Source organism: Pseudoflavonifractor sp. An44, from assembly GCF_002161675.1.
Lineage (GTDB): Bacteria > Bacillota > Clostridia > Oscillospirales > Oscillospiraceae > Enterenecus > Enterenecus faecium.
On record NZ_NFIH01000002.1, the window covers coordinates 143,021 to 164,675 of the forward strand.

At 55.6% G+C, this 21,655-nt stretch carries 14 protein-coding genes, 1 tRNA gene and 1 riboswitch; of the genes, 12 read left to right on the forward strand and 3 right to left on the reverse strand.

Annotation, left to right across the window (positions count from 1 at the left end):
• Position 1 precedes the first annotated feature (1 nt).
• Together B5F98_RS01730 and B5F98_RS01735 are read left to right on the forward strand one after the other, a co-directional pair.
• Positions 2-397 (forward strand): arsenate reductase ArsC, encoded by a 396-nt coding sequence (locus B5F98_RS01730; protein ID WP_087369347.1) that lies wholly within the window; start codon positions 2-4, stop codon positions 395-397.
• Between the two features lie 125 nt (positions 398-522).
• The gene (locus tag B5F98_RS01735; protein ID WP_087369348.1) at positions 523-1,947 is read left to right on the forward strand and encodes a hypothetical protein; all 1,425 of its coding nucleotides are present in this window, start codon (positions 523-525) and stop codon (positions 1,945-1,947) included.
• A gap of 61 nt (positions 1,948-2,008) precedes the next feature.
• Here the strand turns inward: B5F98_RS01735 and thiC are convergent, their stop codons facing one another.
• The 3 genes from thiC to B5F98_RS01750 all read right to left on the reverse strand — a co-directional run bounded on the left by thiC (position 2,009) and on the right by B5F98_RS01750 (position 5,476).
• The gene (gene thiC / locus B5F98_RS01740) at positions 2,009-3,313 is read right to left on the reverse strand and encodes a phosphomethylpyrimidine synthase ThiC (RefSeq protein ID WP_087230213.1); all 1,305 of its coding nucleotides are present in this window, start codon (positions 3,311-3,313) and stop codon (positions 2,009-2,011) included.
• 80 nt (positions 3,314-3,393) lie between these two features.
• A riboswitch (TPP riboswitch) is annotated at positions 3,394-3,498 on the reverse strand.
• A gap of 37 nt (positions 3,499-3,535) precedes the next feature.
• Positions 3,536-5,248, reverse strand: a complete 1,713-nt coding sequence (locus tag B5F98_RS01745; protein ID WP_087369349.1) for an ABC-ATPase domain-containing protein — start codon at positions 5,246-5,248, stop codon at positions 3,536-3,538.
• A 139-nt stretch (positions 5,249-5,387) separates the two neighbouring features.
• Positions 5,388-5,476 (reverse strand) — tRNA-Ser (locus B5F98_RS01750).
• A 361-nt stretch (positions 5,477-5,837) separates the two neighbouring features.
• Here B5F98_RS01750 and glgB point away from each other — a divergent pair.
• From glgB to ppk1, 10 genes are all read left to right on the forward strand, one after another.
• Positions 5,838-7,820 carry a 1,4-alpha-glucan branching protein GlgB gene (gene glgB / locus B5F98_RS01755; protein WP_242961572.1) on the forward strand — a complete coding sequence of 661 codons (1,983 nt, stop codon included), beginning with the start codon at positions 5,838-5,840 and terminating at the stop codon, positions 7,818-7,820.
• A gap of 47 nt (positions 7,821-7,867) precedes the next feature.
• The gene (locus B5F98_RS01760; protein ID WP_087230223.1) at positions 7,868-9,058 is read left to right on the forward strand and encodes a glucose-1-phosphate adenylyltransferase; all 1,191 of its coding nucleotides are present in this window, start codon (positions 7,868-7,870) and stop codon (positions 9,056-9,058) included.
• 14 nt (positions 9,059-9,072) lie between these two features.
• Positions 9,073-10,191 (forward strand): glucose-1-phosphate adenylyltransferase subunit GlgD, encoded by a 1,119-nt coding sequence (gene glgD, locus B5F98_RS01765; RefSeq protein ID WP_087230226.1) that lies wholly within the window; start codon positions 9,073-9,075, stop codon positions 10,189-10,191.
• Positions 10,188-11,618, forward strand: coding sequence for a glycogen synthase GlgA (gene glgA, locus B5F98_RS01770; RefSeq protein WP_087369351.1), 1,431 nt, complete (start codon positions 10,188-10,190; stop codon positions 11,616-11,618). Before glgD ends, glgA begins: the two co-directional genes overlap by 4 nt.
• A gap of 120 nt (positions 11,619-11,738) precedes the next feature.
• On the forward strand, positions 11,739-14,144 hold the full coding sequence (locus B5F98_RS01775; RefSeq protein WP_087369352.1) for a glycogen/starch/alpha-glucan phosphorylase: 2,406 nt from the start codon (positions 11,739-11,741) through the stop codon (positions 14,142-14,144).
• Between the two features lie 90 nt (positions 14,145-14,234).
• Positions 14,235-16,013 (forward strand): glycoside hydrolase family 13 protein, encoded by a 1,779-nt coding sequence (locus B5F98_RS01780; protein WP_242961576.1) that lies wholly within the window; start codon positions 14,235-14,237, stop codon positions 16,011-16,013.
• Between the two features lie 38 nt (positions 16,014-16,051).
• Positions 16,052-16,963 carry an ROK family glucokinase gene (locus tag B5F98_RS01785; RefSeq protein WP_087369354.1) on the forward strand — a complete coding sequence of 304 codons (912 nt, stop codon included), beginning with the start codon at positions 16,052-16,054 and terminating at the stop codon, positions 16,961-16,963.
• Between the two features lie 36 nt (positions 16,964-16,999).
• Entirely contained in the window at positions 17,000-18,271 is a 1,272-nt protein-coding gene (locus B5F98_RS01790; protein ID WP_206418052.1) for a glucose-6-phosphate isomerase, read from the forward strand.
• 176 nt (positions 18,272-18,447) lie between these two features.
• The gene (locus B5F98_RS01795; protein WP_087230245.1) at positions 18,448-19,347 is read left to right on the forward strand and encodes a hypothetical protein; all 900 of its coding nucleotides are present in this window, start codon (positions 18,448-18,450) and stop codon (positions 19,345-19,347) included.
• On the forward strand, positions 19,320-21,488 hold the full coding sequence (ppk1, locus tag B5F98_RS01800; protein ID WP_242961573.1) for a polyphosphate kinase 1: 2,169 nt from the start codon (positions 19,320-19,322) through the stop codon (positions 21,486-21,488). Before B5F98_RS01795 ends, ppk1 begins: the two co-directional genes overlap by 28 nt.
• Positions 21,489-21,655: the final 167 nt, after the last annotated feature.

The window sequence follows — 21,655 nt, forward strand, 5'->3', positions numbered from 1 at the left end:
CATGGGAAAACCCAAGGTTGCGTTTGTGTGCGTTCACAACTCCTGCCGCAGTCAGATGGCGGAGGCCCTGGGCAAAAAGTTGGCGGGAGATGTGTTTGAGAGCTACTCCGGCGGAACCGAGGTAAAAGACCGCATCAATCCCGACGCCGTGCGCATGATGAAACAGCTCCACGGCATCGACATGGAGGAGACCCAGTACAGCAAGCTGGTCTCCCAGCTGCCCCAGCCGGATGTGGTAATTTATATGGGGTGTAACGTCAGCTGTCCGGCCTTTACCGCCCCTTATACGGAGAATTGGGGCCTGGAAGACCCCACTGGGCAGAGTGACGAGGTGTTTGAAGAAACGATTCAAACCATTTATAACAAGATTCTAGCACTCAAGGAAAAACTCTCTTGAGAGAAATCACTCCCCCGTACTCGGTGAAACTTGTTCCGAGCACGGGGGATTTTTGTTTCTCTACTTGGCATTTGAGGCGAGATGAGATATGATGAATCTATCATAATCAGGGAGGAGGCCGACCTATGGAAAACTTCCAAGTTATACCCGATGCCCCCGAGTCCCGTTCTGATCCGACGCCCAACTGGCAGACTACGATGACCCAAATCCTCTGGGGATTGGCCCTGAGCACCCTCACCCTGGAGATTCCTCTGCTGCAAGAGTTGCTGTCTTTCCTTGGTTTACTCCTGTTATACTTGGGCTTCCGAGCCATACGACGGGAAAACAAATGGCTGTTCCGCTGTTATGTCTTCACCGCAGTGCGCTGTATCGCCCTGGTACCGATGTTTGCCCTAAACGCCACCATCTTTCAAAATCAATTCTATACCTCTGCTTTGGGATATCTGACAAACCTGGCGTCGATGTTCCTGGTGCTGGTCACTCTATTCTCCCTGTGGCGGGGACTGCTTCAGCTGCGAAAGGCCTCCGGAGTGAAGGCATCCACCAGAGCCGCCGGTGGACTGGTGGTGTGGTATGTGGGATTGACCCTGCTGTCCGTGGTTGGAGTGATTGGACTGTTTGGATTTCTCGTTCTGATCATTCTCTATGTCTTTTGCCTCTACCGTATCTTCCGATTCTCCCAGGCAGTCACCACCGCCGGATACCCGCTCCCTCGGCTGCGGGCTTGGCTCTCAGAGGGACGGTTTGCGCTGTGTTTCACTGGGTGCATTCTGGTGGGCGTGGCAGGCGGATTTCTCTTCTTCCACAGTTACTCCATGGATTGGATGCTGCTGTCTGCGCCGCCCTCTTCTCAGGAACAAGAAATCAAAGAAAAGCTTCGAGACTTGGGCTTCCCAGACACGGTTTTAAATGACCTCTCTATGGAGGATTTGCAGGATTGTCAGGGTGCCCAGCAGGTGGTGGTAGATGAGTACACCCGCTCCTTTGAGGAACATACTACGTCAGATGGAAAAGTGCCTCAGCTGCACCTGACGGGCATTGGAGTGCAGTTGTCCGAAGAGCCGGAGCGTTGGAAGCTCATCCACCACTTCCAGTGGGAGGATAGCCCTGCCTTTTACGGTACAGAGTCGTTCCAACTCACCCCTGCCTACACCAACACCTCGTATTGGATTCCTGCCGAAGATGCGGTGCACGGCCGCCTTCTGTACGACGACAACGGCGCGACCTTCGTCTCTCCCTATGCCCGTCTGGAGAAAGCCTCTTACACCTACGACTCCATCTTTTGGGGCCAGCAAACGAATTCAGATTGGTTTGCCTCCTTCTCTCTTCCTCGTCAGGGAAGCAATCACCGGGGCTATGTGGCATACTCTGTGTTTCCCACTTCTCCTGGCGAAACAGTCTGGATCGATTCTTGGGTTCAGTACACCCACCAGACTTCACGATTTCAGTACCCGGTGCTCACGGCCACAGACCACCAGCAAAAGAGTCCCTCTTTAGGGGCGGGACGCCCCTTTTCCACCGTTCAAACCATGCTGCAATTTGCCCCTTAACCTCTGAAAGTTCAATGCAAAACAGGGATTCCTCCATTTTGGGGGGGAATCCCTGTTTTCATTACAGAATGTCGATGTACTCTCCGCTGAGGGCCTTGTTCATGCTGCGTACGGCGCAGAACTTGCCGCACATGGAACAGCTGTCCTCGTGCTCCGGGGCCCGGTCATCCCGGATGCCCTTGGCGGTCTCCGGGTCAATGGCACATTCCCACTGCTTGTCCCAGTCGAAGGTCCGCCGGGCATCGGCCATGGCGTCGTCCAGGTCTCTGGCGTGGGGGATTTTCTTGGCGATATCCGCGGCGTGGGCAGCAATGCGGGAGGCGATGATTCCCTGCTTCACGTCCTCCACATTGGGCAGAGCCAAATGTTCGGCGGGGGTCACATAGCACAGGAAGGCAGCGCCTGCCGAAGCGGCCACTGCCCCGCCGATGGCGGCAGTGATGTGGTCGTAGCCAGGGGCGATATCCGTGACAAGGGGACCAAGCACATAGAAGGGAGCGCCCATGCAAATGGTCTGCTGGAGCTTCATGTTGGCCTCAATCTGGTCCAGGGGCATGTGGCCGGGGCCCTCCACCATCACCTGTACGTCTTTGGCCCAGGCTCGGCGGGTCAGCTCGCCCAGGCGTACCAGCTCTTCAATCTGGCACACGTCGCTGGCATCGGCCAGACAGCCGGGGCGACAGGCATCTCCCAGGGAAATGGTCACGTCATATTCCCGACAGATATCCAGAATCTCGTCAAAGTACTCATAGAAGGGATTCTCTTCCCCGGTCATGCTCATCCAGGCAAACACCAGGGAGCCGCCCCGGGAGACGATGTTCATTTTCCGCTTGTGGTTTTTGATCTGGTCGATGGTTTTGCGGGTAATGCCGCAGTGGAGGGTGACAAAATCCACCCCGTCCTGAGCGTGGAGTCGCACCACGTCGATGAAGTCCTTGGCGGAGAGAGTGGCCAAATCCCGCTGATAGTGGATGACACTGTCGTATACGGGGACCGTGCCGATCATGGCAGGGCACTCCTGGGTCAGCTTCCGGCGGAACGGCTGGGTGTTACCGTGGGAGGACAGGTCCATGATGGCCTCTGCCCCCATATTCACTGCTGCCATCACCTTCTGCATCTCCACGTCATAGTCTTTGCAGTCCCGGGACACCCCCAGATTGACGTTGATTTTGGTGCGCAGCATGGAGCCCACGCCGTTGGGGTCCAGACAGGTGTGGAGTTTATTGGCACAGATGGCCACCTGTCCTTTGGCTACCAGCTCCCGAATCTCCTCCTCTGTGCGGTACTCCTTGGCGGCCACCGCCTTCATCTCCGGGGTGATGATGCCCTGACGGGCTGCGTCCATCTGGGTTGTGTATGTTCTCATGTTGATCTCTTCCTTTCTGGATGCGGGTTGGATGAGCGTTGAAACAGAAACAGCGGGGATACCTGATTTGGTATCCCCGCTGATGACAGCATATGTCTCCCTACGTTGGCATTATCCAAATCAGGTTCATGGGTCGAAGGGCGCACCTTCCTCTCAGCCTGTCTACAAGCTCCCCGTTTTCAATTGTAAGCAATGGTATTATACAACGATTCAGAAGAGAACTCAAGAAGTTTTTCCAGCCAGGTTCAGCCCCCGGTACCGGTTGAAACAGGCGAAGATCTCCTGTCGTCTGGGCCGTGCCAAAAAGGCTCCCTCACGACCGCACAGCGCTTCCAGGCCCTTGCGGTCCATGATTTGTTCCAGTTTCTCCACTACTTGTTGTAGGGTGCGTCTGCCGTCCATGAGATACTTCTGGGCATATACCAAGCAGTATCCCAGTGCGGTAAGCTGTTCCGAGTCGGTGAGCTGCTCCACGTACCGCAGGTCAATGGTCACACGGTTGACGGATACCCCATCCCGCCCCAAGGTTTTCAGTTTTACCCGATCACCTTGGCCAAACTCCTCCGATCTACGGGGACAGCGGTGTACATTGGGAGCCGGTGCAGGCTCCAGCTGGGCACAGGTGGAGGGGAATGCCTGTGCCGCCTCTTTGGCCAGTGCGGTAATGTCCCTGGGGATATATCGGTCCATTTGAATGATGTGGTGGGCGGGGTGAAAATAGGCGCCAGAGCTGCCTGCCACCAAAATGGTGGAGATACCGTGGGTGTGATACAGCTCTTCCACTCGCTCCAAAAACGGGGTAATGGGCTCCATGTCCCGGTGAATGACCCGCAGCATCAGCTCATCCCGAATCATGAAGTTTGTGGCGCTGGTATCCTCATCCATGAGCAGCAGAGAGGTTCCTGCCTCTATACTCTCCACCACATTGGCAGCCTGGGAGGTGCTTCCGCTGGCATCTTGGGTGGTGAAGCAGGTGGTGTCTTTTCCATTGGGCAGATGGTTTATGAACATGGAGATATCCGTCTGGGCAATGCTTCGGCCATCTTCCGCCCGAATTTTGACGGCGGTATGATCCGTGATGACGTATTCCCGCCCATCCCCGGCGATGTGGTTGTATACCCCTGCCTCCAGCGCCTTGAGCAAGGTGGATTTCCCGTGATATCCACCGCCCACAATGAGGGTGATGCCTTTAGGGATACCCATGCCGGTGACGGTTCCCCGGTGGGGCAGTTCCAAGGTGACAGACAACTCCTGGGGTGACTGAAATGGTACACTGCCCTTCATGGGCTGGGCAGAGATGCCAGTGGCTCGAGGGAGAATGCTGCCGTCTGCCACGAAGGCGCACAGGCCAAGTTTGGGAAGAGTCTCACGGATATACTGCTGGTCCTCCGCCAGATCTGCTACCCCTTGCAGCCTCTTTCCGTCCAAATTTCGGTACATGAGGGATGCTTCCACGCACTGAGGCAGGAACTCAAACAGCATCTTTCTCAGTTCTCCGGCGTTTACCGTGCGGCCATTGGCGGGAAATCCTGCCTCAAAGCGCAATACAACGTCTCCGGAGACCGGGTCCATACTGCATGCCGTGCGCTCCAATACCTCCTGTCCACAGCGGCTGGTGGAAAGAAGCCCGCTGTGCCCGGAGCCTCTGGCCAGTCCGGATACCTGCCCAGCTTTCCGGGCAAACAGGCGGGTGATGGCATCTTGTAAGGCGATGCGCTGACAGGGCATCTGGTACAGCTCATGAGGAAACCCGGCCTTCTCTCCTTTGACATGGATGCTCAGTTTGGAGGGAGCGGCAAAAGGGTCTCCCTGGACGTGGTCGATGGACAGTATATAGCCCGGAAACTGATAGGTTCCTCGGGTGTCCTTATAGGCCGGGTAACTTCTGCGGTCTATGCGGGTAAGCAGCTGTTGAAGTTGTGCAGCGGTCTGCATGGTCTTGCCCTCCTGATACACATGGTTTCTGTTCCCCAGTATACCCCACCCCCTGCCCCGGTTCAAGTGGTGTACATGGCCATAAAATTCACTGGATGAAATCAAAAAAGTCCAGCAACCCAAAGGCTGCTGGACTTTTTGGCGGAGACGGTGGGATTCGAACCCACGAGCCCTTGCGGGCTACCTGATTTCGAGTCAGGCTCGTTATGACCACTTCGATACGTCTCCATATGAAATTGTTCGGGTGTTGTTCGAGTGTCACACGATTTCGAGTCGTTCTCGTTATGACCACTTCGATACGTCTCCATCAATGATAGCTGATATAGAATACATGATTTTCCTCCAAAAGTCAACGTTCTTTTTCGCTACTACAGGTTATAGTAAGATATTGACAGCATTTAATGGGAATTTAAGGGCTCGTAATCATTTTTTACGAAAACAACACATAGTATACTAAAAGTATATGCGCTTTCATTTGCTTTTTTGTGCATCTTGACTTTATTGTTCTATCGCAGTATAATGAAAGCCACAAAATAAACCACAGCATCATTACCTCATGAGTTGTTCGAGGAATTGGGAGGCATATACCTTGAATCACACCGAATATCTCAACGATGCCATCGCCCGTTTCAGCGCCGGAACCAGCCACGACGCCTATCGATTTATGGGCTGTCACAAGGAGGTCCGGGACGGAAAGGAGGGCTATGTGTTCCGTGTCTGGGCCCCTCATGCCCGCTCTGTCCGGGTTTTGGGCCGATTTAATGACTGGGACACCGATGTGCCGGCCATGGACAAGCTCACCGATGGAATTTGGGAGCAGTTTTTGCCCGAGGCCAAACACTTTGACGAGTACAAATTCTACATCGAACGCCCGGATGGCTCCTTTGTCTTCAAGAGCGATCCCTACGGCGTACATACCTGCACTCGGCCCGAAACTGCCAGCAAGATCTATGATCTGGACGGCTTTGAGTGGACCGATCAGGAGTATTGTGCTGCCCGGGCCAAGGAGCAGCCGCTCACCCGTCCTCTGAACATCTATGAACTGCACCTGGGGTCCTGGCGTAAGCATGCCGATGGCAACTACATGACCTACGAGGAATACGCCAAGGATTTGGTCAAGTATGTCAAGGATATGGGCTATACCCACATCGAGCTGCTTCCCATCAGCGAGTATCCCTTTGAGCCCTCCTGGGGCTATCAGGTCACTGGGTACTATGCCCCCACCTCCCGGTACGGCACACCCAAGGACTTTATGAAGTTTGTGGATATCTGCCACAGTGCAGGTATTGGCGTGATTTTAGACTGGGTGGGCGCACACTTCCCCAAGGATGAGACGGGCCTGTATGAGTTCGACGGCGGTTGCTGTTACGAGCCCTCCGACCCTCTGCGCAAGGAGCACCCGGACTGGGGCACCCACATTTTCGATTATGGCCGTTACGAGGTGCGGTCCTTCCTCATCTCCAATGTGGTCTACTGGTTAGACATGTACCATGTGGACGGCATTCGAGTGGACGCCGTGGCTTCCATGCTCTATCTGGACTACGGACGCCGGGATGGTCAGTGGCGCCCCAACCAGTACGGCGGCAATACCAATCTGGACGCGGTGAAGTTCTTACAGGACATGAGCGCCGCTGCCTTCGAATTTAACCCCGGCGCTCTGGTCATCGCCGAGGAGTCCACCGCCTTCCCCATGGTCACCAAGCCTGGGTATGACGGCGGATTGGGCTTTAACTTCAAGTGGAATATGGGCTGGATGCATGACATGCTGGATTACATGTCTACCGACCCCCTGTTCCGCAAGGGCCGTCACAACAACATTACCTTCTCTCTGACCTATGCGTTCTCGGAAAACTTTATCCTCCCCCTCTCTCATGACGAGGTGGTACACGGTAAGTGCTCCCTGCTCAACAAGATGCCGGGAGACTATGAGGAGAAGTTCCAGAATCTCCGGGCCTTCTACGGCTATATGATGACCCATCCCGGCAAAAAGCTGGTGTTCATGGGCGGAGAGTTCGGTCAGTTTATTGAATGGGATTTCACCAAGGAACTGGACTGGTTCCTTTTGGAATATGATAAGCACCGTCAGCTGCAAGACTATGTCCGGGATTTGAATCACTTCTACCTGGCCCATCCTGCCCTGTGGCAGAATGACAACGATTGGCACGGCTTCCAGTGGATTGCCTGTGACGACAACAGCCAGAGCGTGATCTCCTTCCGGCGCGTGGATGCCAAGGGGAAAGAGGTTGTGGTTGTGTGCAACTTCTGCCCGGTCACCCGCGAGCACTACTGCATCGGTGCGGCCAAAGCCGGTACTTATATTCCTGTTTTGTCCAGCGACGACGTGAAATATGGTGGCACTGGTACCCCGCTTAAGCCGGTCAAGGCTAAGGCGAAACCCATGCACGGGCTGAAATACTCCATCGAATTGACTCTGCCGCCCCTCTCCACCGTATATTACGAACGAGAGGCGCCCCAGAGAACCCGCAAGACGGTGGAAGGCGTGCCCAGCGCAAAGGTGAAAAAAACCAGAGTTTCCAAAAAGCAATCCGCTGGCAAAAAGGCCAGCAAATAACCATCGCATATAACCAGCGAGGAAAGATGAATTAGGGGGGCTTCACTGTGATCGAACGAAAAAAAGAATGCATCTCCATGCTCTTGGCCGGCGGCCAGGGCAGTAGATTGTATGTACTGACAGAAAACACCGCAAAACCCGCCGTGCCTTTCGGCGGCAAGTATCGCATCATTGACTTCTCTCTCTCCAACTGCGTGAACTCCGGCATTGATACCGTGGGTATTCTCACCCAGTATCAGCCCCTGGAGCTCAACGACTACATTGGCAACGGCCAGCCTTGGGACCTGAACCGGAATTTCGGCGGCGCCCATGTGCTTCCTCCCTATACTAAGACCACCAGCAACCAGTGGTATAAGGGCACGGCCAACGCCATCTATCAGAATATCCCTTTCATCGAGAGATATCAGCCCGAATACGTGCTTATTCTCTCCGGTGACCACATCTATAAGATGGATTACAACAAGATGTTGCAGTTCCACAAGGAGAAGGGCTCCGAGTGCACCATTGCAGTCATCAACGTCAGCATGGAAGACGCCACTCGTATGGGCATCATGAGCACCGACGAGAACCAGGCCATCGTGGACTTCGAGGAGAAGCCCGCCCACCCCAAGAGCACCCAGGCCTCCATGGGTGTGTACATCTTCACTTGGGCCGCTCTGAAGAAGTACCTGATCGCCGACGAGGCCGACCCCAACTCCGAAAACGACTTCGGCAAGAACGTCATCCCCGCCTTCCTGCGGGACGGCCGTCCCATGTATGCCTATCCCTTTGAAGGCTACTGGAAGGACGTGGGCACTCTGGGCAGTCTGTGGGATGCCAACATGGACCTGTTGGACCCCAAGGACCCCCTGGATATGCGCAACCCCCACTCCAAGATCTATGCCCGGAACTATGCCAGCCCCTCTACCATGATCGCCCCCTCCTCCAAGGTGTCCAACTCCTTTATCACCGAGGGCTGCCGCATCAAGGGTACGGTGGAGAACTCCGTGATCTATACCGGCTGCGAGGTGGAAGAAGGCGCTGTGGTCAGCGGCACCGTCCTGATGCCCAACACCATCGTCCGTAAGGGCAGCACCGTCAGCTACGCCATCGTGGGTGAGCAGTGTGTCATCGAAGAGAATGTCACCATCGGCGCACGCCCGGAGGACTGCCTGGGCGAGGATTGGGGTATCAGCGTTGTGGGTCATAAGAAGACCATCCCCTCTGGCACCGTGATCAAACCCAAGGAAATTGTTTAAGGGGGGCTACAAAGATGAAAATGTGTGGAATTATTTTCTCCGAGATGTATTCGGATGAGTTGAACGCTTTTACCCATGACCGTAACATGGCGGCTATCCCCTACGGCGGCCGTTACCGCCTGGTGGACTTCGCCCTGTCCAACATGGTCAACTCCGGCATCACCAGCGTGGGCGTGCTGGCCAAGCAGCACTACCACTCTCTGATGACCCACCTGGGCAATACCCAGGAGTGGGACCTGAACCGCAAGAACGGCGGCCTGCAGATCCTCCCCCCCTACGCCAGCGAGAGCCTGAACCAGGCCAACCGCGGCAAGTTGGACGAGCTGCGTAACGCTCTGGACTTCCTCCGGGAGGACACCTCTCCCTATGTGGTGATGGCAGATGCCCACGTGATCTGCAACATGGACTTCCGCCCCGTGGTGGAGTCCCACATCAACAGCGGCTGTGACATCACTGTGGTTGCCACCCAGAGCAAGATGAGCAACAGCAACACCTACAAGTCCGTCATCCAGGTGGATGGGAACATGCGGGTCACCAGCTACGCTCTGGACCACGTGCCCCAGCCCGGCGACTACTGTGGCATGAGCATCATGGTCATGGACCGTCAGGTGCTCATTGACACCGTGTCTGAGTTCACCGCCCGGGGTGTCTACTTCCTGGAGCGTGACTTCATTCAGTCCCGCTTCAACACCGGGGACCTGTCCATCAACATCTACCCCTTCACCGATCCCGTCCTGCGGGTCAACGACATCGAGAGCTATTTCAGCAGCAATATGGCTCTGCTGGACGAGGGCATCAGCAACGCCCTGTTCCGTCCTGACCGTCCCATCTACACCCGTGTCAACGACGAGGTGCCCTCTCACTACGGCATGGACTGCAACATCTCCGGCTGTATCATCGCCGACGGCTGCATTCTGGATGGCAATGCGGAGCACTCCGTCATTGGCCGTGGCGTACGCATCGCCAAGGGTGCCACAGTGAAGAACTGCATCATCATGCAGGGCAGTGTCATCGGCGAGGGCGCCAGCCTGGAGAACGTCATCGTGGACAAGTGGGCCACCATCACCGCCGGTAGCCAGCTCAAAGGCCTGGAGACTGCTCCCGTGATCATCCGCAAAGGAGTCACTGTATGAAAATCTTATTTGCCGCCAGTGAAGCTGCTCCCTTTTTAAAAACGGGAGGGCTGGGCGACGTGGCATCTGCGCTGCCCAAAGCGCTCAGTGCCGACGAAAACGCACAGGTGGCTGTCTTTCTCCCCTACTACAAGGCCATCAAAGACAGTCCCCGGTGGGACATTGAGTTTCTCTGTAACTTCCGGGTGCCTCTGTCCTGGCGCAGCGTGTACTGCGGTGTGTTCCGTGCCAAGGACACCCAGAGAAACCTGCAGTACTACTTCATCGACAATGAGTACTACTTCTACCGGGACAACGCCTACGGCTACTACGACGACGGCGAGCGCTTCGCCTTCTTCTCCAAGGCCGTTTTGGAGTCCCTGCAATACCTCAACTGGTATCCCGATGTCATCCACGCCAACGACTGGCAAACTGCCATGATTCCCGTCTTCCTCCGGGCTTTCTATATGGGCTTGGATGCCTACCAGCCTATCCGTACCCTGTTTACCATCCATAACATGGAGTATCAGGGCAAAGCACCGGAGTCCTTTGTGGACGAAGTGCTGGGTCTGCCGGAGGATTGGCGGGGTACCACCCAGTTTGACGGCTGCACCAACATGATGAAGGCCGCCATTCTGGTGTCTGACCGGGTGAGCACTGTCTCCCGCACCTACGCCTACGAGATTCAGGACCCCTATTACGCCCACGGGCTGGATGGGGTACTGCGCCACCACAGCTATAAGCTCAGCGGCGTGGTCAACGGCATCGACACCGATGTCTTTGACCCCTCCACCGATCCCCTGATCCCGGTGAATTACACCTGTGACCAGTTGGACAAGAAGGCGGAGAACAAGCGGGCGCTCCAGGAAAAGCTGGGATTGGAGTGCCGGGACGACGTGCCCATGGTGATTATGATCACCCGCCTGGTCTCCCACAAGGGCCTGGACCTGGTGCAGGCCGTCATGGATGACCTGATGCAGGAGGATATCCAGCTGGTCATCATCGGCACAGGCGAGCAGAATTATGAGGATATGTTCCGCTCCTATGCCGACCAGTACCCGGAAAAGATGTCTGCTAACATCGTTTTCGACAACAAATTGGCTCACGAGACGTACGCCGGCGGCGATCTGGTGCTGATGCCCTCCAAAATGGAGCCCTGTGGCCTGACGCAGCTCATCGCCATGCGCTACGGCACCGTACCCATCATCCGGGAAACCGGCGGATTGTACGATACCGTACCCGCTTTGAACCCGGAGACCATGGAAGGGCGCGGCTTTACCTTCAAAAGTTACAACGCCCATGACATGCTGGATGCTGTCCGGCGCGCTGCTGCTTTCTATCAGGACAGCAAGCACTGGAAGCTCCTGCAAAAAAATGACATGAAATTTGATAGTTCTTGGAATCAGTCCGTCCAGGAGTATTGGCAAATCTATCGTTCCATGTTATAATTGTACCGTGTTGCCTCCCCCCGATTACAGCCCGCTCATGCGGGCTGTGCTCGGGTACGGGCAACACGGTTTTCAAATTTTTGCGGATGCCTTGTGATCCGCACAGAGGAGTTCAGTTTCATGAATCAGAAACAGATTATTGAAAAACTGGAAGAGACCTTGTTACGACGCTATGGCTGTCATTCTGACACCGCCTCTCCCCAACAGATCTACCGCTGTCTCTGCTACCTCGTCAATGAGATGCTGGTGGAAAAGAACACACAGTTTAACCGCAAGACCAACAAGGACCAGGACAAGCAGGTATACTACATGTCCATGGAGTTCCTGGTTGGTACTTCCCTGCGGAATAATTTGTATAATTTAGGTCTGGAAGAGCTGTTCACCCAGGCACTGGATAAGTGCGGCATCGACATCCATGACCTGTATGAGATGGAGCCTGATGCCGGTTTGGGCAACGGCGGTCTGGGACGTCTGGCCTCCTGCTATATGGATTCTGCCACCACTCTGGGCATTCCCTGCACGGGCTATTCCATTCGCTATGAGTTCGGTATCTTCAAGCAGAAGATCATCGACGGCTGGCAGATGGAGTTCCCCGATGACTGGCTGACCATGGGCGATGTGTGGCTGGTGCCCCGAGAGGACGAGGCCGTGGAGGTCAAGTTCGGCGGCGAAGCCCACGGCTGGGACGACAACGGCAAGTACCGTGTGGCCCACGTCAACTATCAGTCCGTCATGGCTGTGCCCAACGACATGTATATTTCCGGCCACGACACCGACGCCGTGAACAAGCTGGTGCTGTGGAGCGCCAAGTCTCCCCGCAGCTTTGATATGACCGCTTTCTCCCGGGGCGACTACGCCAAGGCTCTGGAGGGCGACACCATGGCCGAGGTCATCTCCAAGGTCCTCTACCCTGCCGATGATCACATCGCTGGCAAGCGGCTGCGCCTGCGCCAGCAGTATCTGCTGGTATCTGCCTCCCTCCAGACCATTTTGCGCAAGCACCTGAAGACCTATCGCAGTCTGGATAATCTGGCTGACAAGGTGTCCATCCACATCAACGACACCCACCCTGCTCTGTGCGTGCCCGAGCTGATGCGTCTGCTGCTGGACGAGTACGACTACGGCTGGGATGAGGCCTGGGAGATCACCTGCAACACCCTGTCCTACACCAACCACACCGTTATGAGTGAGGCTCTGGAGCGTTGGAGCGAGAGCCTCTTCTCCGAGCAGATGCCCCGTGTGTATCAAATTGTGTGCGAGATCAACCGCCGCCTGGTGGAGGATCTGCGGGCCAAGTATGGCAACGACATGGGTAAGATCAACTACATGGCTGTCATCGCCAACGGCGAGATTCGCATGGCCAACCTGTGTCTGGCCGCCTGCCACAAGATCAACGGCGTGTCCAAGCTGCACACTGAGATTCTCAAGAACAGCATCTTCCGGGACTATTACCAGATGGAGCCCAACCGCTTCCTCAACGTCACCAACGGCATCGCCTACCGCCGCTGGCTGTGCCAGTCCAACCCCGACCTCAGCGCTCTGCTCAAAGAGCTCATTGGCGACGGGTTTGTCAAGGACTCCAGAGAGTTGGAGAAGCTGCTGAAGTACCAGGACGATGCCAGCGTGCTCAGCCGCCTGCAGGAGATCAAGCTGGCCAATAAGCAGCGCCTCAGCGATTTGATTCTCCAGCGCAACGGCATCCAGGTGGACCCCAATTCCCTGTTTGACGTCCAGATCAAGCGTCTGCACGAGTACAAGCGCCAGTTGCTCAACGTCCTCCAGATTCTGCACATGTATCTGGAGATCAAGCACAACCCCAACGCCCCCTTCCAGCCCCGCACCTTCATCTTTGCCGCCAAGGCCTCCGCTGGATACATCATGGCAAAGCAGATCATTCAGCTCATCTGCGCGGTGTCCCGCCTGGTCAACTCCGACCCCGTGGTGCGCGACAAGCTGAAAGTGGTGTTTATGGAGGACTACAACGTCTCTCTGGCTGAGAAGATCATCCCTGCCGCCGAAATCTCCGAGCAGATTTCCATTGCCGGCAAGGAGGCCAGCGGCACCGGTAACATGAAGCTAATGATTAACGGCGCCGTTACCTTGGGTACACTGGATGGGGCCAATGTGGAGATTCGGGAGCAGGTGGGCGATGAGAATATCGTGCTCTTCGGTCTGCGTACCCCCGAGGTCAACGACCTGTGGCATCACGGGTACAATCCCCTCGTATATATTCATAACGATCCCCAGCTCCAGGCTGTGATGGATCTGCTGCGCACCGGTTTCTCCAACATGCGCTTTGACGATATCGTCAATTCCCTGATTACCAACCACCGTGGACCTGCCGACCCCTATATGTGCCTGGCAGACTTCCACGACTACGTGCGGGCTCAGAATGATGTGTCCGCCCTGTATGCTGACCAGCGCAAGTTTACCAACATGTCCCTGGTCAACATCGCCAAGGCCGGTCTGTTCTCTGCCGACCGCGCCGTCACCGAATATGCCGAGAACATCTGGCATCTGAAGTGACCTATTTTTCCTCATTGTCTGGAGTTTTGATGGATGAATGTCGCGTTTAATTGTCTGTTAGAAGAATATAAGACTCCTTTTGGCTGTGTGATGGAAAACCAGCCCTGTTCCCTGACGGTGAAGGTACCGGACTACTACGCCGTCAGCGGCGTGGATGTGATTCTCACCACCGACACCGCCTACGGGATGCAGGTATCCTTCGAGTTGACCGACACGCAGGACGGATATCAAATTTATAAAACGCAGTTTTCCCTCCCCCGGTGCGGACTGTATTTCTATCACTTCCGCTGCCAGGGTGCTCAGGGGCCGTTCCAGGTCTACCGTTGCGGAGAGACGGATACCAGCATCAACCAGGGAGACCTCTGGCAGTTGACCTGTTACCCGCGGCAGTTTCACACGCCCAAGGCCTATGCCGGAGCCGTGATGTATCAGATCTTTCCCGATCGCTTTTTTCGCTCGGGCTCCTGTGATTTGACCGAGAAACTGCAGCCCTACTGGGTACACGAAAACTGGAACGACACCCCCCATTATCTCCCCAACGAGCACGGAGAGGTACTGAACAACGATTTCTTCGGCGGAAATCTGCGGGGAATTCGGGAAAAGCTGCCCTATCTCAAACGGATGCATGTGGACGTCATCTATCTCAACCCCATCTCCATGGCGTTTTCCAATCACCGCTATGACACTGCCGACTACATGCGTCCCGACCCCATGTTGGGGACCGAGGAGGACTTTTCCGCCCTGTGTGCCGACGCCCACAAGCTGGGTATGAAGGTGATTTTGGACGGCGTGTTCTCCCACACCGGCAGCAACAGCGTGTACTTTGACCGCAACCATATCTTCGGACACGGTGCAGTCAGTGACCCCAATTCCCCCTACCGCAGTTGGTTTGATTTCCAGGAGTACCCCAACCGCTACACCTCCTGGTGGGGCATCGACACCCTCCCCTGCGTCAATGAGATGGACCCGGCTTTTCTGGAGCACATCATCACAGGAGAGAATAGCGTCATTGCCCACTGGATGAGCTTGGGCGCCGATGGCTTCCGTCTGGACGTGGCCGACGAGCTGCCCGACGACTTCATCGCCCTGTTCCGCCAGCGCCTCAAGGAGCTGAACCCTGAGGCGCTGCTGCTGGGCGAGGTGTGGGAGGATGCCTCCAACAAGATCAGCTACGGAGCCCGAAGAAAGTATTTCTCCCACGGAGAACTGGACTCGGTGATGAACTATCCCTTCCGCAGTGCCATTCTCTCCTTCTTGGTCCAGCCGGATGCCAACAGCTTCCGGGCCAACATCATGTCGGTGGTGGAGCACTATCCCCAGGAGGTTCTCCACTGCCTCATGAACAGCCTGTCTACCCACGACACCCCCCGCATCCTCACCCTGTTGGGCGACAGCTTTGACGGCTCCAAGCAGGAAAAGGCCAACCGATTCCTCAGCGAGGATGCCAAACTCTGGGCAGTGCGGCGGGAGTGCGCAGCGGCAGCGCTTCAGTTCACGCTGCCCGGCATGCCCTGTATCTACTACGGAGATGAGGCAGGGTTGGAAGGGTTTGAAGACCCCTTTAACCGCCGGTGCTTCCCCTGGGGGCGTGAGCTAACCTCTCTACAGACGGCCTATGAGTCTCTCAGCCGCATCAAAGGCAGATATGCCGCCCTCAAACGGGGCCATATCACCTTTGAAAACCCCAACGATCATGTCATTCATTTCATCCGCACCTTGAACGGACAGCGGATTCACACCTTTGTCAACGGAGGCTCCGACCCCATGACCCTCCCCATCACGGGACAGCTGCTGTTCCAGTCCTATATCAATATGGAAAAGCGGTTGCTGCATCTGGAGCCCTGGGGTGTTGCCATTATTTTGGAATAAGCGTATCTTGACGACAAGAAAAAGAGGAGTTGAGCGCAATGAAGCAAGTGTGTTTTGGCGTGGACATCGGCGGAACATCCGTGAAGCTGGGGCTTGTGGACGAAGAAGGCCCTTTGCTGCACAAGAGCGAATTTCCCTCTCCCCGTGACCCTGCCGCCATGTTTGACCGGATTGCTCAGGAAATCCAGCAGGTAAAGGCGCAATTTGACGACTGTGCCTTTGTGGGTGCAGGCGTGGGCGTCCCCGGACCTGTGTTCAACCAGGAACAGGTCAAGGGCTGTGTCAACCTGGGCTGGGGGGATATCAACGTGGCCACCGAGCTATCCAGCCGCACTGGTCTGGTGGTAAAGGTGGAAAATGACGCTAACCTGGCCGCTCTGGGCGAGCTGTGGCACGGCGCCGGCAAAGGCCGCAAGAGCTTGGCCATGCTCACCGTGGGCACTGGCATTGGCTGCGGCATTATTTCCAATGGCCAAATCATCTCTGGCGCCAACGGCGCAGGCGGTGAAGCTGGCCATATGCCCATGAGCTTCCACCAGGACTGGCAGTGCTCCTGCGGCAAGTACGGCTGTCTGGAGGTCACTGCCTCTGCCACCGGCATCATCCGTGCCGCTCGGGAGTTCCAGCCTTTCCAAGACATGGAGAAGGTTACCGCTAAGGACGTGTTTGACGCAGCCAAGGAGGGGAATCAGCAGGCCATGGAGGTCATTCAGACCGCAGCCAAGGCCCTAGGTGTGGCTTCTGCTATGATCGGCTGTATCGTCAACCCCGAGATCTTTATCATCGGCGGTGGTGTATCTGCTGCTGGCTCTATCCTCATGGACCCCGTGGTGGATGCCTACCGGGAAAACGTGTTCTCCCCTGCCCGTCAGGCCACCTTCGCTCTGGCCCAGTTGGGCAACAACGCCGGAATTTATGGCGGCGCTGGTCTGTTCTTCTATCATGCTTAATTCCCTTAACCAAGGGTAAATTTATTTCACAAGGAGTTGCACACTATGTTAACGTTGGATTTGTCTCATCTGGATGGTTTCGTGTCCAAGGAGCAGCTGACCGCTATGACCGACGAAGTGGCCGCCGCTCACGCCAAGCTGTATGATAGTTCTGCCCCCGGTTCCGATTTCACCGGCTGGGTGCGCTTGCCCGAGGCCTATGACAAGGAGGAGTTTGACCGCATCCTCAAAGCCGCCAAGAAGATTCGCTCCGACTCCGAGGTGCTGGTGGTCATCGGCATCGGTGGCTCCTACCTGGGCGCCCGCACCGCCCTGGAGATCTTCCCCTCCGACGGTCCCGATATCTGCTTTGTCGGCTGCTCTCTCAGCCCCAATGAGATTCAGAAGGTCATGCGCCGCATCGGCAACCGCAGCTGGTCCATCAATGTGATTTCCAAGTCCGGCGGCACCATTGAGCCCGCCATTGCCTTCCGTATTTTCCGTGAGCACCTGGAGAAGAAGTACGGCGCTGAGGCCAACAGCCGCATCTACGCCACCACTGACAAGGCCCGTGGCGCTCTGAAGTCCGTGGCCGACAAGAACGGCTGGGAAACCTTCGTCATTCCCGATGAAGTGGGTGGTCGCTTCTCCGTCCTCACCGCTGTGGGTCTGCTGCCCATCGCTGTGTCCGGCACCGACATCAACGAGCTGATGGCCGGCGCTGCCGAGGCTATGGAGAAGTATGACCTGCGCTCCATGGACAACCCCGTGTGGCAGTATGTCGCCGCTCGTAACCTGCTGTATCGCCAGGGCAAGAAGATCGAGATCTTCTGCAACTACGAGCCCTCCTACACCTTCTTCGGCGAGTGGCTCAAGCAGCTGTTCGGTGAGTCCGAGGGCAAGGATGGCAAGGGCATCTTCCCCGCCAGCGTGCAGCTTACCACCGACCTGCACTCCATGGGTCAGTTCATCCAGGACGGTGAGCGCATCCTCTTCGAGACTGTGATCTATGTGGATGACACTGGTTGTGATGTGGCTGTGCCCCACTGTGACGACGACGGCGACAACCTGAACTATCTGGCAGGCAAGCCCCTGAGCTTTGTCCGTGAGATGGCCTGCCAGGGCACCCTGGCCGCTCACCACGACGGCGGCGCTCCTGCTATGGTCCTGCGCAGCCCCAAGATGAATGCCCGCACTCTGGGCGAGCTCTTCTACTTCTTTGAGCTCTCCTGCGGCATCAGCGGCCACGTGCTGAAGGTCAACCCCTTCAACCAGCCCGGCGTGGAGGCCTATAAGAAGAACATGTTTGCTCTCCTGGGCCGTCCCTAATTTTTCTTTCGTGCAAACTCCTATGGCTGTCTCTGGGCAGCCATAGGAGTTTTTACATACTCTTTACAAAATACGACAGGAAATCTTGACACAGGTTTTGTAAAGTATAGATAGTGGTGTATTACGTCCATTCATAGCTAAAACCGCTGTGAAGATCATATAACAGGAGGATAGACATGAAGCATGCAGTGATTGATATCGGTTCTAACTCCATGCGTTTGACGGTGTATTCCGTGGAAAAAGAGAGTTTTACCGTTCTGTTTAAAGAAAAGATTATGGCCGGGCTGGCCAATTATATGGAGCACGGCATCCTGACGGAGGAAGGTATCCGCAGAGCTGGAGCTGGACTGCTCTCCTTTGCAAAGACGCTGGACCACCTGGAGATCACCAACATCTCCGCCTTTGCCACCGCCTCCCTGCGTAACGTTCATAACTCCCAGCAGGCTGCTGCCGCCATCAGCCAGATGGTGGGGTTCCCCATCGAGGTGCTCTCTGGCGAGGAGGAGGCCACGTTCGGTTATGTGGGTGCCATGCAGGACACTGCCATGGACAGTGGACTGTTTGTGGACATTGGCGGCGCCAGTACTGAGTTGGTGGAGTTTGAACATGGCCAGGTAAACCAGGCCTCCAGCTTCCCCATTGGCTCACTGAAGCTGTACCGGGACTGTGTCAAGCGGATTCTTCCCGGAAACGGCTCCTATGAGCGCATGGAGAAAGCTTTGAAGCGGGAGCTTGGAAAACTGCCTGCCCAGGACCTGACTTCCCACCAGATTGCAGCGGTGGGCGGCTCTGCCCGAGCCGCTTTGAAGCTGTCCCGCACGGTCTTCCAGCTGCCCCAGACCTGCCGGTCTGTCACCGCCGACCAGCTGGATGAGGTATTTGCCCTACTCCGCTCCGACCAGCGCACGGCCACCGATCTGATTTTGAAGGCAGCACCTGAGCGGCTGCACACACTCATCCCTGGCCTGATGATTCTGCGCCATGTGGTGAAAACTTGTCAAGCAAACGAGGTCATCGTCAGTCGGTACGGTGTCCGGGAGGGTTATTTATGCCAGAAGATACAGTCAAAACTATGAAAGATTACAGCTACACCCAAAACCGAGAACTGAGCTGGCTGCGGTTTAATCGCCGCGTGTTGGAAGAGGCAGCGGATCAGACCGTGCCGCTGTTGGAGCGCCTGAAATTCATCTCCATCTTCACCAGCAACCTGGATGAATTCTTTATGATTCGAGTGGGCAGTCTCTTCGACCTGGCTGCCATTTCCAACAACAAAGAGCGGGATAACAAAAGCGGCATGTCTCCCCGGGAGCAGCTGCGTTGTGTCTACGAGACCATTCCTCCCCTCATCGACCTAAAAAACCATCTCTACGAGTCCCTCTGCACTCAGCTAGAAGAAGAGGGCATCGTGGATGTTTCCATGGACCAGCTGACAGAGGCGGAACAGCAGTACGTCTCCCGGTATTACACCGCCAACGTACTTCCCACCCTCTCTCCCCAGATTGTGGACTCCCACCACCCCTTCCCCCACCTGGAAACAAAGCGGCTTTACATTTCTCTGCTGTTACGGGAGAAAAAAGATCGACTTTCCCTGGGATTTGTCCCCCTCCCTGCCTCCCTGCCCGCTTTTCTCATGCTGCCCAATTCCAATGGCCGCTATCTCCGTATGGAGCAGATGCTCCTCCACTGGGCGCCCTCCCTCTTTGAGCGATACAAGGTGGCAGACAGCTGTGTCATCTGTGTCACCCGCAATGCAGATATCAGCTTTGACGTAGATAAGTTTGAGGACACCACCGAAGAGGACTTCCGGAACCATGTCAGCAAGCTGCTCCACCTTCGAGGTAAACAGTCTGCGGTGCGCCTAGAGGTCTCTCGGCCCATTTCTCAGGCCTTTCTGGACATTTTACGGGACAGATTGGACCTGGAAGCGCACCAGGTGTTTGTGGACCGCTCTCCGTTGAATATGAGCTATGTCTTTGCCCTGATTGGTCAGCTGCCTGCTGATGTCAGTGAGAAACTCCTCTTTCCTCCCTATCAGCCTCGCCAACCGGAGGATTTGAACCCCAAGCAGAGCATGATTCAACAGATTCAGCAGCGAGACCGACTCCTGTTCTATCCCTTTGACTCCGTCAACCCCTTCCTGCAATTGCTTCAAGAGGCCGCCGAGCGCAAGGATGTCATCGCCATTAAAATGACTATCTACCGTCTGGCCTCTTCTTCCAAGATTGCCCGTATTCTCTGTCGAGCGGCGGAAAATGGGAAAGAAGTCACCGTACTCATGGAGCTGCGAGCCCGTTTTGACGAGGCCAACAACATCGCCTGGTCCAAAGTGCTGGAAGAAGCCGGATGCCGGGTCATCTACGGTGTCGAAGATTATAAGTGTCACAGCAAGATCTGCCAGATTACCATGCGCCGGGGCGATACCCTCAACTATATCACTCAGATCGGCACAGGAAACTACAACGAAAAGACCTGTGCTATGTACACGGATCTGTGCTTTATGACTGCTGATAAGCAGATTGGCCTGGACGGTGCCGCTTTCTTCCGCAATATGCTGGTGAGCAATCTCAGCGGCAGCTATCAGCGCCTTCTGGTCTCCCCCAACGGTATTCACCAGGCTCTCTTAGACCACATGGATGAACAGATTATCTTGGGACATCAGGGATATATCTGCATCAAAGCCAATTCCCTCACAGAACGGGCCATTATCAACAAGCTTCAGCAAGCCAGCCAAGCAGGCGTAGAGGTACAGCTGATTCTCCGGGGCATCTGTTGTATTCGGCCCGGAATTCCCGGAAAAACCGAGAGCCTCCACGTTACTAGCATTGTGGGCCGCTATCTGGAGCACGCCCGCATCTACTGCTTTGGTCGGGGAGAACAGGCCAAGTATTTCATCTCTTCGGCGGACTTGATGACCCGAAATCTGTTGCGCCGAGTTGAGATCGCCTGTCCTATCGACGACCCACAGGTAAAATCCCAGCTGGAATGGATTCTCCGCACCCAGTTGCTGGACAATGTAAAGGCCAGTTCCATGCTCAGCGACGGAAGCTATCTGAGAAAAACCAGTACCGTCTCTCCTCTCAACAGTCAAGAGGAGTTTATGCGTACCTCTTCCCACACGGCACAACCTAGCTCCGCACCTGCCAAGTCCAAACCTCAGGGTTCCCTGCTCCAGCGGCTGAAAGATCGCTTCCCCTGGACGATTACAAGAAAGTATTGAAATTTTCCCAATTCTGTGGTATACTCCATACCCGTAGTCATAATGAGATATGCGGGTATGATGGAATTGGTAGACATGCGAGATTTAGGTGCTGTCACCTCAGTGAAGAAGTTTTTGTAAAAATAGCGGCAGGGAGTTCCTGCTGCTCATATATGCGGGTATGACGG

Coding starts and splice junctions, on each gene's coding strand:
- B5F98_RS01735 (WP_087369348.1), top strand. CDS start 523: ATGGAAAACTTCCAAGTTATACCCGATGCCCCCGAGTCCCGTTCTGAT.
- glgA (WP_087369351.1), top strand. CDS start 10,188: ATGAAAATCTTATTTGCCGCCAGTGAAGCTGCTCCCTTTTTAAAAACG.
- B5F98_RS01785 (WP_087369354.1), top strand. CDS start 16,052: ATGAAGCAAGTGTGTTTTGGCGTGGACATCGGCGGAACATCCGTGAAG.
- thiC (WP_087230213.1), bottom strand. CDS start 3,313: ATGAGAACATACACAACCCAGATGGACGCAGCCCGTCAGGGCATCATC.
- B5F98_RS01745 (WP_087369349.1), bottom strand. CDS start 5,248: ATGCAGACCGCTGCACAACTTCAACAGCTGCTTACCCGCATAGACCGC.
- glgD (WP_087230226.1), top strand. CDS start 9,073: ATGAAAATGTGTGGAATTATTTTCTCCGAGATGTATTCGGATGAGTTG.
- B5F98_RS01780 (WP_242961576.1), top strand. CDS start 14,235: ATGGAAAACCAGCCCTGTTCCCTGACGGTGAAGGTACCGGACTACTAC.
- B5F98_RS01775 (WP_087369352.1), top strand. CDS start 11,739: ATGAATCAGAAACAGATTATTGAAAAACTGGAAGAGACCTTGTTACGA.
- B5F98_RS01730 (WP_087369347.1), top strand. CDS start 2: ATGGGAAAACCCAAGGTTGCGTTTGTGTGCGTTCACAACTCCTGCCGC.
- B5F98_RS01795 (WP_087230245.1), top strand. CDS start 18,448: ATGAAGCATGCAGTGATTGATATCGGTTCTAACTCCATGCGTTTGACG.
- ppk1 (WP_242961573.1), top strand. CDS start 19,320: ATGCCAGAAGATACAGTCAAAACTATGAAAGATTACAGCTACACCCAA.